The following is a 15,115-nucleotide window of genomic DNA, read 5'->3' as shown; positions in this document are numbered from 1 at the left end:
GGATGCGCAGGCGCGCACCGGGATCACCGCTTCAGCGCTGGAGTAGACGACATTTCGTCCTGGTCGATCACAGCCAACGCCGTATGCAGCACCATCGGGAGCGTCGGCAGATCCGCACCCGGATGCGGCGGCGAAAACCACGTCCACTCGATCCCGGCATCGGTCATCGGCAACCACACACGGGTACGCGGTGACAGCACTGTTCCGTCATGGCGCATCAACTCTGGTACCGCGCGGTTACGCACACGCCCACGGCGGCTGGCAAGGAAGATCCAGTGACCGCCTCGTGGGAAGTGCCGGATGATCGGCACCGACACCTCGTCACTGAAAGCCTTCTTCACCCGCAGCCCCAACGGCGGCGGCATCAAGACCGCGCCAACCGTGTCACCAGTTGCGATGAACGCCCGCCGATCGAACAACTCGACCGGCAGCCCGAACCGGCGGCGGTAGACATGAGCCACCTCATTGGGGGTGTGACAGCTCTCGAACATCACTGCACCGCCTTCGCGTGGCGTCCATCCTGATTGCTGACGACCGTCAGCAGCGGTCGCAACTCGATCGGCTCCCACGCACACTCGGCAGCGTCCCGCCGCCCCTCCGCCGCACCCGCGCTGAAACCCTGAATCCGCCTACCGCGCAGCAACGCTCGGCCGTGCATCATCGTGAACCAATCCGCCCGAGGCGGGCGCGGATACCCGGCCCCCTAGAGAGCGCTGGCGTCGGCCAGGTGCATTCAAATGCCGCCAGGCCAACCAGCTCCAGCGCCGTCAAACCCAGCTCAAGGCCATACTCGCCGATTGCGACCAATTCTTCGGCAGCGCGCAGTGCAGCCACAGCCTGGTCCGCGGAGAGCATCCGCCCTGGCAGAAATGACACCGTCCATACGTCATCACCTGCCAACCTCGCCTGATGTGCGGACTTGTCGCTCAACATCAGCGAGCCGCCGCCGTCTACGTGTACTGCCATGACCCACCTGCTTCCCGCCCGGCTCACCGCCAGGTCAGCCGAAATGGTTTATGCCATGGTTTGATTTAAGCTTAACTGCATACGTAATGCCATAGTTATGGCGCAGATTGATGAGGTAGTTTGTGCGCAGGCATCTGCAGCAGCGAAAGGAAGAGATGCGCGACGAGCGTTCAGACCCGTCGGCGTTGCGCTTCCTGGTAGGCCACGACCTCCGGGCAGCCAGAGAGGCCGCGCGGATCAAGCAGTCCGAAGCAGCGAAACATGTGGGCTGCACACCAGCGAAGCTCAGCTACATGGAGAGCGGCAAGACCCTTCAGCAACCCGATGAGGTGGCCGCCCTGCTCCGCTTCTACGGAGTCAAGGTCGAGGACGTCGATCGCACTGTCACGCTCGCGGGACGAGCCGATCACGGCACCTGGTGGACGCCGTTCGGCGAAGTCTTGCCAGACTGGTTCAAGACTTTCGTTGGCTTGGAGGGACTGGCCGCAAGCCAGTTCGAGTACGCCGACAAGGTGCTTCCCGGCCAGGTTCAGACTCCCGGCTACGCGACGGCCCTCCTTGGAGACAGCCTTCACATCCCTGCGATGGATCTTGCTCAAGCGGTCCGCGCGAGAATGGCTCGTCAACGCCTGACCGGCACCGAGAACCCGCTTCAGCTTCGAGCAGTCATAGAGGAAGTGGCACTCGACCGTCCGGTGGGCGGACCGACTGTCATGCGCGAGCAACTGGAGTACCTGCATGAGTTGATGGGTCTCGACAATGTCGAGTTGCAGATCATCCCAACCGAAGTCGCGGTCCACGAAGGTCTGCCCGGATCGTTCATCGTCCTGGACTTCGCCGAGGCGCGCGGGATCGCTTACGTGGAGTACCACACCGGCGCTCTCTACCTGCAGGACCAGCCGCAAGTAGACTTGTACACACTGGCGGCTGATCGGCTGCGAGACAAAGCGTTGTCGGACTCCGACACCGCTGCTGCTATCAGGAGCCGGATCTCGCATTTCAAGAAAATGGAGCGACAATGACCACCTCAGTCCGTGAGAGCTGGCGGAAGAGTTCCTTCAGCAACAACGGCGGCGCGTCCTGTGTTGAAGTCAAAGTCGCTGGCGGCCAGGTCCTTCTGCGTGACAGCAAGTACCTCCGAGATCCGGCGAACAGTCCTGACACCCAGCCGGTCATCTCGGTGCACGCAAGTCTGTGGGCCATATTTCTTCAGCACTGCGTTCGCCCAACCACGCCTAGGGGTCACGGGATGCCAGCGATCGAACGCAAAGCCGACGGCTGGGTCATGATTCATGGCAGTGACGGCAGCGGAGTCGTCTTGGCCTTCAACCCGGACGAGTGGTCTGCGTTTGTTAACGGCGTGAACAGTGGAGAATTCGAACTCGCTGCCGCGTAGGCGCTCCTCAGCTGTAGGGTCTCAAAACTTGTGGCGGAATCTCAGAATGTTTGGCGGTGACTTGGCGGATCCGCCACGGTTCTGAGATTCCGCACCCTCGCTGGCAGATTGGCTTGCCCGACTATTGCGGTGATCGAACCAATCTTCGCCGACTGCCGGGCAGTCGGCATCTACGATCGGCTCGCAGCAGGGCAGTCCGACTGCCCTGTAATGCCGATTATGTGATGTTCGGGACCACGGGCTGCGGCCAGTTCGGTCAGGTGCGGGTGGCCTCTCCAACGTTCGCGGTTTACGGTGCAAGGGGCTCGTCGACGGTGCTCACGATGCCTGCTCGGCGACGTTCATCATGGCGATCCAGCTGTGGGGCGCGTTGTCGCCGAGCATGATGTCGTAGATGTCTTCGCCTCCCGCTTCGGCGGCGGCACGCGAGAACATGGCCTGCTCGTACTCGGCCAGCGCGGCCTCGATGCCGTCGGGGTGCGCGGCGATAGCCTGGCCGAGTTCGGCTCCGTCCTGCATGGCCGTGTTCGCGCCTTCGCCGTTCGGGGGTGCGAGGTGGGCGGCGTCGCCGATCAGGGTCGCCCCGGGCATCCGAGCCCAGCGGTGCCCAACCGGCAGTGTGCAAAGGGGGCGGATGGCCGGTGCGGTGTCGCTGTCGGTGATCAGCGTGGTGAGCTCGGACGCCCACCCGTCAAACTCGGCGACAATCCGCGCCGACACGGCTGCGCCGTCGGTCACGTCGGTGTCGACAAGCCAGTCCTGTGGCGCCGCGAGCTGTACGTAGGTGTGCAGAGTGCCTCCTCTTTCCCGGTAAACCAGCAAGCCCTTGCCTGGCGCGAGCGCGAACAACGACCCGGCGCCGACCACCTCGGCCGTGGCGCGATGACGGGTGTCCGCGTCGAACATGAAGTACTCGACGGAGGTGACGCCCACGTACTGCGGGGTGGCGTCAGATAACACCGGCCGGACCCGCGACCACGCCCCGTCCGCCCCGACCAGCACGCTCGTGACGACGGTGGCACCGTCGGTGAAGCCCAGCTCGTGGCGACCCTCGCCGAGTGCTCGCACACCGCTGACCTTGCGCCCCCATTGCACGATGCCGTCCGGAAGCGAGTCCAGCAGCATCTGGCGTAGCTCGCCGCGCGATACCTCAGGGCGCTCACCCGTGCCGTCGTCGGGTCGGTCGAGCAGAACAGTCCCTGCCCGGTCCAGAACGCGATAGGACTCGCGGCCGGGCAGGACGAGACCGCGGAATTTCTCGATCAAGCCGGCCGCCTCGAGCGCTGGCTGGCCGTTCCAGGGGTGGATGTCGAGCAACCCTCCCTGGGTGCGCGCGGTCGCCGAGGCCTCGGCTTCATAGACCGTGACCGGGATGCCATGCACGTGCAGGACCCGGGCCAGAACCAGACCGCCGAGACCGGCTCCGACGATGGTGATCGGTGTAGTCATCGTGTTCCTCCGAGATGTTTGGATTGCCACTCCAATGACGCTAGCAGAAGTTTGGAGCGGCGATCCATACGTGGCAGAATGGATCCCATGGCGACCAAGTCTCGACGAGCCCCCCGACGCAAGGAGGCGCTGTCCAGGGATGTGATAGTCGAGGCCGCTACCGAAATGCTCGACGCCGAAGGCGAGGACGCGCTGACCCTGCGAGCGCTCACCGTGCGGCTGTCCACCGGATACGGGGCGATATATCACCACGTCACGGACCGCAACGACCTGCTCGCCGCGGCCACCGACCACGTCATCACGCCCATCGTGACCGACCTCGTCGCCGACGCCGAGCCCCGACAAGTGCTGCGTGCCATCGCGCTCGGCCTGTTCGATGCGGTCGTCGCCCATCCCTGGGTCGGTGGCCAACTCACCGGAGAGCCTTGGCGACCGGCACTGTTGGACATCTACGAGAGCATCAGCGAGCAACTGCAGGCACTCGACGTGCCTGAACAGGGGTTGTCCGACTCCGCAGGGGTGCTCGTGAACTACATTCTCGGCGTCGCCGGGCAGAACGCCGCGAATGCCCGTGCTCTCGCCAACAGCAAGATGGACCGATCGACTTTCCTCGCCACCGTCGCCACGCAGTGGGCGCAGCTCGACCCCGCTAGATATCCATCCGTGCACAAAGCCAGGACGCACCTGCGCGACCACGACGACCACGAGCAGTTCCTCAACGGCATCGATCTCATCCTCGCCGGTATCGAGATCGTGCACCGTGCGGGCAAGAACAGCCCTGCCCGGTAGGAGCCAAGGCCTCACCGCAAGCCGACCCAGCTGCGGCGCCCCACGACCACATCGGTAGAGGCAGTGGACTTCAGACCGAACGCACGCGGTAGTAGCCGCTTATCAGGCGATCACCCGGCGGAGTTCGCGAGCAGTAGCGCGGTCCGAGGGCAGGATGTCGTGACCACGGACGAAGCGTGCGGAAATGCCACCGAATTGAGACCGGCAACGTCCGCAATGGCGTGAGACAAACCGGAAACAGCCAGGTCAGTCAGGTGGCGGTCCGCCACGAATTTCAAGACCCTACATCAGCCGTCAGATCCGTACCTGAAAGCTGTTGCACGGGGACGCCTTTGCCGCCCGATGGCCCCTGCCAGCCTGGCATCACTGGTACGCCTTCTTAATCCGTGGTTGTCATCGAGCCTTCAATGGCGTCGAAGATGTCAACGTCAACCTGTTGTTGCCAGCTGGGGAGCTGATCCCAGTCTGCGACGTAGGAGGGTTTCGGGTCGGGAAAATGCTTGTAGATCTGGCCGATCCAGCAGAGAGCGACAAAGCGTCCGCGTTGTTCGCGGTTGAGTTTCTTGGCGGCTCCGTCGGTGGCTTCTACGAATGCGGCGATCTGCTGGTAGACCGCGATAGCGCTGGCCTGTTCCCACTCTGGCATCTGTTCCCAGGGCGTGACGTAGCCCGCTTTCGGCTCTCCCGGGTAGTGCTCGGTGACACCAGTGATCCAAGCGGTGCGGAAGATGCGCCCGCGGTCGATGTCGATGTCGATGTCGATGTCGTGCAACGTATCTCCTGAGTGTTCAGCGGAGTTGTAGCCCCGCGATCTGACGGCCGAGATATCCAGGGTGCGTTCGGCATTCGACGTCGAGTGCCGCATTGCCATTAAGTCACGAGCTATATCGGGTCTCGGCGCAGCGCTGCGGCGGCGGCGAAGTCCATCCGACCAACGAAAGGGGGTTCAGGCGCCGTACACGTCGGGGTCCGGTCCGGTGCGGCTGCCGGTGTTGAGGACGGCAAGCTGATCGCGGTCATCAGAGTCGAGTTCGAAGTCGAACACGTCCAGGTTTGATGTGATTCGTTCTGGTGTAACGGATTTCGTGATGACGATGTTGCCGAGGTCGAGATTCCAGCGCAGGAGTATCTGGGCGGTGGTCTTGTTGAGTCGCTCGGCGACTGCAGTGACGACAGGGTCGTCGATGAGTTGTCCATGAGCGAGGGGGCTCCACGCTTGGGTCGCGATTCCGTGCAGTGTATTGAACTCGCGCAGGTCATCCTGGGGCAGTCGTGGGTGCAGCTCGATCTGATTGACCGCCGGAACGGTGCCGGTCTCGTCCAGAAGTCGCTGCAGGTGCGTTTGCTTGAAATTGGACACGCCGATTGACCGCGCCAACCCGTCGTTCTTGGCTTTTTCCAGCGCGCGCCAGGTGTCGACGTATCGGTCGTGGGCGGGGGCCGGCCAGTGGATCAAGATCAGGTCGAGGTAGTCGACCTTGAGGTTCGCGAGGCTTTGGTCGATAGCTCGAAGGGCGGTGTCGTACCCGTTGTCGGTGTGCCAGATCTTCGTGGTGAGTTGGATCTGATCGCGGGGTACGCCAGCCTCTGCGATAGCGGTTCCGGTCCCGGTTTCGTTGCGGTAGTAGGCCGCTGTATCGATCGCCCGGTAGCCGACTGCAAGTGCGGCGGCGACCGCGGAGGTTGCGTCGGCGTCGGGAACGCGAAAGACGCCGAATCCGAGCTGAGGGAGAGTGGTTCCGTCGTTGAGCGTGATACTGGGAATCGAGCTGGCAGACATGGGTTCTCCGTTGTTGATTTGCTTAGTCAGGGATCGCGAAGCGGTAGCTCATCCGTACGGTGTCGGCCGCGATGACGGCCAGCATGACTTCGACGGCGCGGCCCTGGGTGTCGTACACGATGCGAGTGAGGTCGAAGACCGGTGTTCCACCCGGTAGTTGAAGGGCAACGGTCTCGGGGCTGCTGGGCATTCGCGCGGCCCAGTCCTCGCTGATTTCGGCGAGTGGGTCGCCTGCTTCGTCGAGGCGAGCGAATCCGCCGCCTGGGCCAGAGTTCTCCTCGGTGAGGAGTGTGCCGATCGCGAGATCGAGCGGGTAATAGGAGTCGGCGAGTTGGTGGGGTCGGCCGTCGACGATGGTGGTGCGGCGGCGCACCCACACGGCTGTGCCCGCGCCGATCCCGAAAGCCTCCGCGACTGCGGGTGGGGCGGGGACTTCCCCGAGTTCGCGGTAGAGCTGTTTCACCGAGAGGCCCTGGCTTCCGGCCTCCGCGTCGTGGATAGCGGTTCCCTGCCGCCAGCGGCTGCGCGCATAGCGTTCGATGCCGTGTCGCTTCGGGCGAAGCCGGGTTCGAACGTAGACCCCTTTGCCTTGCTTGGAAATGACAAGGCCCTGCTGGCGCAGCAGATCGACTGCTTTCCGTGCGACTCCGACGCTGCACAGATAGGTCTGGCGAAGCTGCTCGTAGGTGGGGAGTTGGTCGCCTTCGGCGTACTCGCCCGACTCTATGCGTGCACGCATGTCGTCGGCGATGCGCGTCTGGATTGACCTCTCGTCCGTGATCTGGCTCGCCATAGTGCCGACGATATCAGCACCTCACTAGTTCGCCACTTTGCTAGCAAAGTGGTTGACTGGTTGTGTGACTCGCGTTACGGTAGAAGCCCACACGAGACGCATCGCGAGGGACGCCCCTGGTGAATGAGCTGCTTCCTCTCCCCCGAGCCCATCTGGCGCGAATCTGTGCCCTCAGTGAGGTCCAGCCGTTCAGGTCCCCGCAAGGGCGATAGCCTTCGCCGCCAGCGATGACCGCCTCACCCAGGGGCGAGCCGCCGGGCTGCACGTTGCGTAACTCCGAAGTAGATCCAGATTCCGCACGAATAGATCGTGAAGGTGTTTGTCATGAACAAGCATTTCGTCGACCCGAAAACCATGAGCATTAGCTCGTTCATCGCCGACATTGAACTACTTCATAAGATGACGTCTGAGCACTTCAACCTCGACAGCCCGCGAATGGCAAACGGGATCACGGAAACCTTCGCATCGCTTCTAGACAAAGAGTGCCTCAGTCAGGAATCTTCTTCGATCAGCGATGTTTACGCCGATCTCGCACGCTATACACAGGGCATACTCAAGTGGAACCACCCCGGGGCGATGATCAATGTAACCCCACCGCCTTCGGTACCGTCCACAGCCGCCGCGAGCTATCTATCTTTGTTCAATCCCAATGGCGCGCAAGATATGTCGAGCGGACACTTGCTCGTCACCGAGCTCGCGGTCGTAAAATTCCTCGCCGAACTCGCGGGATTCGATCCCAAGCGCGCGGGAGGAGTCTTCACCTTCGGCGGGAAGTCGACCAACTTGCACGCGGTCAAGCACGGGATCCAACGGATCGAACCAGAGGCAGCTAAGCACGGTGTCAGCGGTGACATCGTCATCGTCTCCTCGAAGCAGGGCCACCCTTGCCATAGCGAGGTGTGTGGCTGGCTCGGCATCGGCGAAACGAAGTCACTGCGAGTCGGCACCGACAGCCGTGGCGTAGTCGACCTCGGACTGCTCGAGGCGACCCTGGACTCTGCCTTGTCAAAGGGCCTCAAAATCGCCACTATCTTCGCCAACGGCGGCACAACGATCCAGATGGCGATCGACCCTATCTCGCAGATCGCAGCCCTGCGTAACCAGATGGTCGAGAAGTATGAGCTGCCATACACACCACGAGTGCATGTCGACTCCGTGATCGGGTGGATATTCCTCTTCTTCAAGACCTACGACTTCGTCAAAAACGACCTCGACCTTCACCCACGGGTGCTGGAGAAGATCGCCCGGCAGGTCACGCGTATACGTGACATCAGCTACGCGGATTCCTTCGGAGTCGACTTCCACAAAACGGGCTTCTGCTCGTATACGTCCAGTGTGTATATCGCTGCCAGTCGAGGCGAGATATACCAGCAAGGCGGTATCGAGGACCCCGACCATCCCATCGGTGGTGGAGGAAAATTCGCCACACCCTACGACGAGGTGAGGTTCGGCAACCATTCGCCATTCCAGTACACCCTGGAACTTTCCCGTGCGCTGAGCGGCCCGGTCGAGGCGTACGTCAACCTCAAGCTCTTCGGCATCACGGGATACCAAAAACTTGTCGGCGAACTATTCGACGCCACAGAACACTTCAGACAACAGCTAGCAGCCACTGGACGCTTCGAGATGGTCAGCGACGACGACAGCGACGGATTCGCCACACTCTTCGTCGCGCATCCGACGGTAGGGTTCCGTTCGTTCTTCGATCTCGGAGAAGACGACCGTGCCTCGTTCGAAGAGCTTGGGCTCTATAACTATCGCTTCTATCTCTACTGCTTCGAGCGGCAGGAGCTCGGCCGTTGCCGCGTCGCGTTCGACTACTCGTCCGGATACCACTCGTTCCGGAGCGGTTCGAAGATCGGAGTGCAGAAGGCTTACCCGGTCTCGCCCTTCTTCACAAGGATCGAAGCGGTGTTGATGGCCGACGAGCTGACGGCGCTTCTGCATGAATTCGACGGGCAGCAAGACACTTTCGTGCTGCGCACCTCGCCGCATCAGCCACGGCCGATGATCTTCCGGTAAGAGCAGCGACGATGGAACCCGGCTACTACATGTCCACTTTCTTCGACTACGGAGAACTGCGGAACATCTTGGAAATCAAGCTGCGCCACGACCACGCCGCCGCCCTCTGGCACTACAACGGCTCAACGCTGAGTCTGGTGCGGTATTGGGAGTTCGAACGTCTCAGCGGCATCAAACAACACCCGCACGCGCTCTACAACCGAACCGTTGCGCACGCACTGATGGAGGAGCTGCTACGCGAAGAAGGCTTGTCGGTCGGTGATCTGTGTGCTGTGTGGGGAACCCGCGCATTCAACACCGACACGGACTACCGGGCCCAGTTCGATCAGACGTTTGCTTTCCACGGCGTCGCGCATCTGATGACAGCCATCCACTACGGCAACGACAACCCGTTCGGTGACACCATCGTTGGCCTCACTCTCGACGCAGGACCGGACAGCATGTTCGAGCAGGACGCCTACAGCCGCCACTATTACCCCGGCTGCGTGATACAGAACGGTCAGATGACGATGTTCTCCGTCGAGTCGCCCGCACGGCTTTGGAGCTACTCCCGAAAGACGTTCGGACTGCGCGAGGGCACACTGATGGCACTGGCCAGCGCCATCCCAGCATCGTTGGACGTGCCGCTGGCTGCATACGACCAGTATTCGTTCGACGGGCCGGCGGCCCGGACGAGTGCGCGTTCGGTGGTCGAAGACATCGTGCGGCGAGCTGATACCGCGATCTCACTCGACGCTGACCTCTGCTTCGACCCGCGGTTCACTCCGGCCGAGAACCGGCTCAGCTTGATCATGAAGGTCGTCGCGGCGATGTCGGAGCGGATCGTGTCACGAAACCTCGACTCGATCTGCGCGCAGTACAGAGTCGACCCTTCTTCGTCGATTCTGGCGATGGCCGGTGGATTCGCCCTCAACTGCCCGACCAACACCGCGCTCATCGAGCGTTACCGGTTCGCGGACTACCAGATTCCTCCGTGCACCAGTGACACCGGAATAGCTCTCGGAGTCGGCCTAGCCGCGTTCCACTCCGAGCTACGCAGCGGCAGCGTGAAGGTGCGCCTCGATACGGCCTACTACGGGCAGACCGGCGGCGAGATCGATGCCGAGGTCGCCGAATTCGCGCGATACGTCGAAGGCATCGACGAAGTCTGCGCCGAGCAGATCGCCGCCGAGCTCGCTATCGGCTCGATTGTTGTGTGGGTCAACGGAAATGCAGAGATTGGTCCTCGCGCGCTCGGGAACCGATCGCTGCTCGCCGACCCGAGGTCAACCGCTGTCCGCGACAGGCTCAACCACATCAAGCGGCGGCAGTGGTGGCGGCCCGTCGCGCCGGTGGTGATGGACGCCCACGCAGCGGAGTACTTCAACGGCTACCGGGATTCGCCGTACATGCTGCTCAGCTTCGCCGTGAAACCTGAGGCAGCCGCCTCGATCCCCGGCGTAGTCCATCTGGATGGAACAGCGCGGGTTCAGTCGATCACCTGCGAGCGAAATCCCCATCTGTACAGCGTGATAGACCACTTCAGGAGCCTGACCGGAATACCGATGCTGGGCAACACCTCGCTCAACGACGCCGGTGAACCGATCGTCAACCGGCTCCGAGAGGCGATCGCCCTCGCACTACGCAAGGGACTCACCTCGGTGTACTACGAGGGCCGCTACAAGATATCGCTGTGCCAGGCGCCGACCGAGATGGGCAAGCCGACCGCGGCCCGCCAAAGTTCGCACTACTTCGGTATCCCCGCCGACGTCGACGCCATCGACGTCAGCCACGCGAACCCACACCAGCTCAGCATCGAAGAGCTCACCTTCTACTACGACAATCCCCTGCAGTTCCGCGATGGCGATATCTCAACGCTGGCAGTGGCGGACTCGATCAAGGCAGCGACAGTGCGCTACCTTCGCGTCAATCCCTGCGAACTGACGCGCTGATGCGAATCGTCGAGGCTGACGAGGACACCCTGGTCCGGTACCTCCACCTCTATCAAGGCTGTTCGATCGTCGAGAAGAATTCGATGTTCTTCTTGCTGCTGAAGAACTACATGTGGTCCCTGAAGCCCTGCCGCTTTAAGGACAGGTTGCGGGGTGAACTCATCGTTCTGCATCGAACCCTCCACGATGACGACGCTGTACCCCGCCTGGTACGCAACGTCTGCGGACCGCAGAACGGCCTCCGCGCACCCAAACTCAACGAAGCGGCCACCCTCCGAGACGTTGTCGACACGGTCACTTTTCTTGCCCGGCAACGCGATCACAAAGTCCGGGCGTGCCTGCGATTAGCGAACGCGATGCATCTTGCGGGCTTATGCCCCTTGATGTGCTACTCGTTCGGGCGGTGGCAGCTGTCAGAAAACACCACCGTCCGCCAGGTCCGCGAGCTGATCGAGTTCTCCGTCATGACCCTCTACCGCGTTGCCGCGCGTGACAGCACGAGCGATGCCGCTGAGAGGGTATTGATCAACAGCGACGGTTCCAACAGCGACATCTATGCCTCACCGGATCGCCTGCGCGTCTACAAGGTCCCAAAGAACATGGCTGCCTTCGAGTTTCTCTCCGAACAGGAATACGGCATCGCCAAGTTCCTTCGATCGACAGCGCTTGCACCATACGTTGCCGCTGATTACGCCTACGACCCAGCCCGTCGCGTCATTTCACACGAACTCATCGAAGGGCGAACCGGCGAGCATTACCTACTGCCGGACACGGGATTGACGGCGCAACAGGTCCGCTCGTTGGAGGTGTTCTACTACCGCCACCGCAGTCTCTACAACATGGTGCTGCTCGACATTCACCCCGGCAACTTCATCTGGAACGAGCGCGCCGCCTGCTGGACTCTGATAGATCTCGGCGCTATCCCCACGATCGGGCGCGAGTACTACGAGCACGAGACCTACTCCGACTACCTGTTTCACATTTGGCAGCAACGCCGCCACTACATGGCCCAGCATCCGATTAGGTCCCTGGATTTCAGTATCGACCTCAACGTCTGATCGGACACAACCCCGGCAGCGCCCTGCTGAACGCCGAGGCCGCACGCACCCGCGCTGACCCGCCGGAAGGTGCGCCGCAGGCAGATTTTGGCGAGACATATACTGCGCGGCAGGCCGACATGCTCCGGCTCGGCCGCGCCTCCAACCAGACAGCTACCAAGAGAAACGGAATCACATGCCCACTCCCGTCCTGAGTGATTCCGAGGCACTGGAGCTGGTTCGCCGCGGCTTGCACACCGAGCTTCCCGCCGACCGCCTCGAGCAGCGCATGAAGACCGGACCACTGCGCGTCAAGCTCGGTCTGGATCCCACCGCGTCCCGCGTACATCTCGGCTGGGCGGTTGTCCTGCGCAAGCTGCGCCACTTCCAAGAAGCAGGCCACACAGCCGTGCTGGTGGTCGGCGACTACACGGCACGCATCGGCGACCCCACCGGCAAATCGGCGACACGCAAGCGGCTAACCGCCGAGCAGGTCAAGGAGTACAGCGAGCAATGCTTGGCACGTGTGACGCCCTTGCTCCTTCAGGACCGGCTGGAGATCCGGTACAACTCCGAATGGCTTGAGAACTTCGCGTTCGACGAGGTGCTAGGGCTTATTTCCAAAGCGACAGTATCGCAAATCCTCGAACGCGACGACTTCTCGAAACGATTTAAAGAGAGCCGACCGATCTCCATGGTCGAGTTCATCTACCCGCTGCTCCAAGCCTACGACTCGGTACAGCTGAAGGCTGATATCGAGCTGGGCGGTTCCGACCAACTCTTCAACAATCTGATGGGCCGAACAATCCAGGAAGCCTACGGCCAGCAGTCACAACTCGTCTGCACTGTCCCGTTGCTCGTCGGGCTCGACGGCAAAGACAAAATGTCACAAAGCCTCGGCAACGACGTCGCCGTCGACGAGGCACCAGACGACATGTTCGGAAAGCTCATGTCCATACCCGATACGGCGATCGTGGACTACTGCACTCTCGCGGCCTGGATGCCGAAGAGCGAACTGGACCCGATCGCAACGGGTCTGGCCTCTGGCGAACTCAACCCAATGGCAGCCAAGCGCGCCATGGCTGGCGCTGTCGTAGACCTCTACCACGGCCCAGGGGCCGGCACTGGAGCGGAAGCTGCGTTCGACCGAGTCCACGTGCATCGTCAGGAACCAGAAGAAATGCCCGTCCGTACTATCTCGTCCGTCTACGGAGAAGAATCCGAAATCACGCTCGCCACGCTGATCGCCGCCCTGTTCTCTGTCAGCAAAAAAGAGGCACGGAGGCTTATCGATCAGGGCGGGATACGGCTCGACGGGGAGCCGGAGCCTGCCGATCGCCCGGTCTCGGCTACCGAGCTGCACGGTGTGACGGTCCAGCGGGGTCGCCGCATGTTCGTGAAGATGACTGCAGAGAGCAGCTGAGGCCTCAGATCATGCGCAGCAGGTCATGAATACTCCCGACTCTCGCAACGTCTCCAGGCGAAGTTGCATCTCCGATCTGGACCACCCGGCATCCCAGGTGGAGTGCGGGAGCCAGGTCGACCTCATAGTTGTCACCAGCCACAACCACCGATTGCGCAGGCATATTGCCCGCGCGTATTATATCCCCGTAGACTGGACCCTTTGAATTAATGGAAAGCTCTTCGAGCGAAACTATAGAATCGAATAGATCGCCGATAGCGAGATACTGAAGCACTCGCCGAATATGACGAACCGGCGACAATGACACTATAAACTTCGGTATCCGCAATACTTCAAACGCAGCTCGAAGCGCCGGATCCGGGTAAAGACAGTCGTCATAGGAGATTCTGTCGTATACCGTGCGATAGAATCGATCCCTCTCTATATTCGCCTCAACCAAGCCATCAAGCACGCACGGGAATTTGCGTTCGAGTTCGCGCAGGCCCCCCTGATGGCGCGCGACATAGTCGTCAAAGAGTCCTGCGACCAGTGCATCAATCCGAGCCGTAAGAGGGTTACTACGCGGATAAAAGGTTCCATCAAGATCAAGAATGAGCGCCGCAGATTCCATAATTCCTCCGCGCGGTCAGTTGCTGATGACGACGTCGACCACCGTGTGTGCGATTTCGCGCGTACCGCTGTCGAGAACGTTCTGTCGATAGGTTTCCCAGTCGGCAAGTTTCCCCCTATCTCGTTCGGCGCCACGCGTGATCATCCGCTGCTTGATCTGCACTGCCGAGCTGTCGAGCCAGACCGAGTGCACCACAAGCGAATCCGGAGCCTGCGCCACAGCCCGAATATGCTGCCCCAACGAAAGCCCCGCGTCGGCCGCCTGCCGGATGACCGACAGAAACGGACCATCGAGGACGATCGGATGATGGACCGCGATGCCTAACCCGGTACGAATCAATCCCTCGTAGATACCGGGAACCATCACCGACCAGTACAACTCACTATTTCGATCGCTTGGATCCCCCACGAGCGCGCCCATGACATCCCGCTCAAGACGTGAAGCAAAGTCATCCTTGTCCAGCACGTACGCCCCCGCCTGTGCAGCAACCCACGCTGCGGCTGTCGACTTCCCTGACCCCGGAAACCCACACATCACGAGTACACCGTGATCAGTCAAAGCCTCGGAGGCGTCTGCCAAGGCAGCCAGTACCGACTCGGTCAAACCCACCGCTCGAGAATCCTGCCCAGTCTGCACAGCACCTGAGCCTAGTGCTCAACGAGCACCAGCGGCCCGAGTTCCGATTCTGGAAGTCATTGGCCCCATGGCCTTCGACGAAGTCCTGGCACTCGTACGGCAGTGACTGGCCACCGAAATGGGCATCTCAACGATCGGGCACCTCGACCACGCGATTCCGAGTTATCCGTATCCCGTTGCAGCACAACGGTTTTAACTTTCGAATGACTCGATATCGGGGTTCCGGTGTCGGTCGGCCAGAGCTATGTTCCGTATATACATTTCACGCAATACGAAAGGAACG

General features: G+C 61.5%; 16 protein-coding genes. 7 read left to right on the top strand and 9 right to left on the bottom strand.

Annotation, left to right across the window (positions count from 1 at the left end; genetic code table 11):
• Positions 1-23: 23 nt before the first annotated feature.
• Genes ACQPW1_RS02235 through ACQPW1_RS02225 form a run of 3 tightly spaced genes read right to left on the bottom strand, consistent with a single transcriptional unit; the run spans position 24 to position 966 of the window.
• Positions 24-491, bottom strand: a complete 468-nt coding sequence (locus tag ACQPW1_RS02235; protein ID WP_433661116.1) for a hypothetical protein — start codon at positions 489-491, stop codon at positions 24-26.
• Positions 491-661: a hypothetical protein gene (locus ACQPW1_RS02230; RefSeq protein WP_433661115.1), complete on the bottom strand. Its 171-nt coding sequence runs from the start codon at positions 659-661 to the stop codon at positions 491-493. Before ACQPW1_RS02230 ends, ACQPW1_RS02235 begins: the two co-directional genes overlap by 1 nt.
• Positions 658-966: a hypothetical protein gene (locus ACQPW1_RS02225; protein WP_433661114.1), complete on the bottom strand. Its 309-nt coding sequence runs from the start codon at positions 964-966 to the stop codon at positions 658-660. The genes ACQPW1_RS02230 and ACQPW1_RS02225 overlap by 4 nt, the downstream gene beginning before the upstream one ends.
• 122 nt (positions 967-1,088) lie before the next feature.
• Here ACQPW1_RS02225 and ACQPW1_RS02220 point away from each other — a divergent pair, with 122 nt between their 5' ends.
• Together ACQPW1_RS02220 and ACQPW1_RS02215 are read left to right on the top strand one after the other, a co-directional pair.
• Complete coding sequence (locus ACQPW1_RS02220; protein WP_433661113.1) at positions 1,089-1,988, top strand: helix-turn-helix domain-containing protein; 900 nt, start codon at positions 1,089-1,091, stop codon at positions 1,986-1,988.
• The gene (locus ACQPW1_RS02215) at positions 1,985-2,362 is read left to right on the top strand and encodes a DUF397 domain-containing protein (RefSeq protein ID WP_433661112.1); all 378 of its coding nucleotides are present in this window, start codon (positions 1,985-1,987) and stop codon (positions 2,360-2,362) included. The genes ACQPW1_RS02220 and ACQPW1_RS02215 overlap by 4 nt, the downstream gene beginning before the upstream one ends.
• 318 nt (positions 2,363-2,680) lie before the next feature.
• On the opposite strand, the gene ACQPW1_RS02210 is transcribed toward ACQPW1_RS02215, so the two are convergent.
• The gene (locus ACQPW1_RS02210) at positions 2,681-3,811 is read right to left on the bottom strand and encodes an FAD-dependent oxidoreductase (protein WP_433661111.1); all 1,131 of its coding nucleotides are present in this window, start codon (positions 3,809-3,811) and stop codon (positions 2,681-2,683) included.
• Between the two features lie 87 nt (positions 3,812-3,898).
• Here ACQPW1_RS02210 and ACQPW1_RS02205 point away from each other — a divergent pair, with 87 nt between their 5' ends.
• Complete coding sequence (locus ACQPW1_RS02205; protein ID WP_433661110.1) at positions 3,899-4,600, top strand: TetR/AcrR family transcriptional regulator; 702 nt, start codon at positions 3,899-3,901, stop codon at positions 4,598-4,600.
• Positions 4,601-4,979: 379 nt separating this feature from the next.
• Here the strand turns inward: ACQPW1_RS02205 and ACQPW1_RS02200 are convergent, their stop codons facing one another.
• From ACQPW1_RS02200 to ACQPW1_RS02190, 3 genes are all read right to left on the bottom strand, one after another.
• The gene (locus tag ACQPW1_RS02200) at positions 4,980-5,372 is read right to left on the bottom strand and encodes a hypothetical protein (protein ID WP_433661109.1); all 393 of its coding nucleotides are present in this window, start codon (positions 5,370-5,372) and stop codon (positions 4,980-4,982) included.
• Between the two features lie 174 nt (positions 5,373-5,546).
• Positions 5,547-6,380, bottom strand: a complete 834-nt coding sequence (locus tag ACQPW1_RS02195; protein ID WP_433661108.1) for an aldo/keto reductase — start codon at positions 6,378-6,380, stop codon at positions 5,547-5,549.
• A gap of 22 nt (positions 6,381-6,402) precedes the next feature.
• The gene (locus tag ACQPW1_RS02190) at positions 6,403-7,173 is read right to left on the bottom strand and encodes a GntR family transcriptional regulator (RefSeq protein WP_433661107.1); all 771 of its coding nucleotides are present in this window, start codon (positions 7,171-7,173) and stop codon (positions 6,403-6,405) included.
• Positions 7,174-7,497: 324 nt separating this feature from the next.
• On the opposite strand from ACQPW1_RS02190, the gene ACQPW1_RS02185 reads away from it, so the two are divergent.
• From ACQPW1_RS02185 to tyrS, 4 genes are all read left to right on the top strand, one after another.
• The gene (locus tag ACQPW1_RS02185) at positions 7,498-9,195 is read left to right on the top strand and encodes a pyridoxal phosphate-dependent decarboxylase family protein (RefSeq protein ID WP_433661106.1); all 1,698 of its coding nucleotides are present in this window, start codon (positions 7,498-7,500) and stop codon (positions 9,193-9,195) included.
• Positions 9,196-9,206: 11 nt separating this feature from the next.
• A complete protein-coding gene (locus ACQPW1_RS02180; protein WP_433661105.1) occupies positions 9,207-11,126 on the top strand; it encodes a carbamoyltransferase C-terminal domain-containing protein in 1,920 nt (639 codons plus the stop codon).
• Entirely contained in the window at positions 11,126-12,184 is a 1,059-nt protein-coding gene (locus ACQPW1_RS02175) for a hypothetical protein (RefSeq protein ID WP_433661104.1), read from the top strand. Before ACQPW1_RS02180 ends, ACQPW1_RS02175 begins: the two co-directional genes overlap by 1 nt.
• Positions 12,185-12,359: 175 nt before the next feature.
• Complete coding sequence (gene tyrS, locus ACQPW1_RS02170; protein WP_433661103.1) at positions 12,360-13,586, top strand: tyrosine--tRNA ligase; 1,227 nt, start codon at positions 12,360-12,362, stop codon at positions 13,584-13,586.
• A 4-nt stretch (positions 13,587-13,590) separates the two neighbouring features.
• Here tyrS and ACQPW1_RS02165 read toward each other — a convergent pair whose 3' ends face one another.
• Positions 13,591-14,196: an HAD family hydrolase gene (locus ACQPW1_RS02165; RefSeq protein ID WP_433661102.1), complete on the bottom strand. Its 606-nt coding sequence runs from the start codon at positions 14,194-14,196 to the stop codon at positions 13,591-13,593.
• A 15-nt stretch (positions 14,197-14,211) separates the two neighbouring features.
• Positions 14,212-14,805, bottom strand: a complete 594-nt coding sequence (locus tag ACQPW1_RS02160; RefSeq protein WP_433661101.1) for an AAA family ATPase — start codon at positions 14,803-14,805, stop codon at positions 14,212-14,214.
• Positions 14,806-15,115 lie beyond the last annotated feature (310 nt).

The sequence above is a fragment of the Nocardia sp. CA-128927 genome (assembly GCF_050955855.1).
GTDB lineage: Bacteria > Actinomycetota > Actinomycetes > Mycobacteriales > Mycobacteriaceae > Nocardia.
This window is presented reverse-complemented; position numbering and strand designations above follow the sequence as displayed.

Excerpts from the sequence above, each read along its gene's own strand:
- ACQPW1_RS02225 (WP_433661114.1), bottom strand. The coding sequence starts at position 966 with ATGGCAGTACACGTAGACGGCGGCGGCTCGCTGATGTTGAGCGACAAG.
- ACQPW1_RS02165 (WP_433661102.1), bottom strand. The coding sequence starts at position 14,196 with ATGGAATCTGCGGCGCTCATTCTTGATCTTGATGGAACCTTTTATCCG.
- ACQPW1_RS02230 (WP_433661115.1), bottom strand. The coding sequence starts at position 661 with ATGATGCACGGCCGAGCGTTGCTGCGCGGTAGGCGGATTCAGGGTTTC.
- ACQPW1_RS02210 (WP_433661111.1), bottom strand. The coding sequence starts at position 3,811 with ATGACTACACCGATCACCATCGTCGGAGCCGGTCTCGGCGGTCTGGTT.
- ACQPW1_RS02180 (WP_433661105.1), top strand. The coding sequence starts at position 9,207 with ATGGAACCCGGCTACTACATGTCCACTTTCTTCGACTACGGAGAACTG.
- ACQPW1_RS02235 (WP_433661116.1), bottom strand. The coding sequence starts at position 491 with ATGTTCGAGAGCTGTCACACCCCCAATGAGGTGGCTCATGTCTACCGC.
- ACQPW1_RS02175 (WP_433661104.1), top strand. The coding sequence starts at position 11,126 with ATGCGAATCGTCGAGGCTGACGAGGACACCCTGGTCCGGTACCTCCAC.
- ACQPW1_RS02195 (WP_433661108.1), bottom strand. The coding sequence starts at position 6,380 with ATGTCTGCCAGCTCGATTCCCAGTATCACGCTCAACGACGGAACCACT.
- ACQPW1_RS02215 (WP_433661112.1), top strand. The coding sequence starts at position 1,985 with ATGACCACCTCAGTCCGTGAGAGCTGGCGGAAGAGTTCCTTCAGCAAC.
- ACQPW1_RS02205 (WP_433661110.1), top strand. The coding sequence starts at position 3,899 with ATGGCGACCAAGTCTCGACGAGCCCCCCGACGCAAGGAGGCGCTGTCC.
- ACQPW1_RS02185 (WP_433661106.1), top strand. The coding sequence starts at position 7,498 with ATGAACAAGCATTTCGTCGACCCGAAAACCATGAGCATTAGCTCGTTC.
- tyrS (WP_433661103.1), top strand. The coding sequence starts at position 12,360 with ATGCCCACTCCCGTCCTGAGTGATTCCGAGGCACTGGAGCTGGTTCGC.
- ACQPW1_RS02190 (WP_433661107.1), bottom strand. The coding sequence starts at position 7,173 with ATGGCGAGCCAGATCACGGACGAGAGGTCAATCCAGACGCGCATCGCC.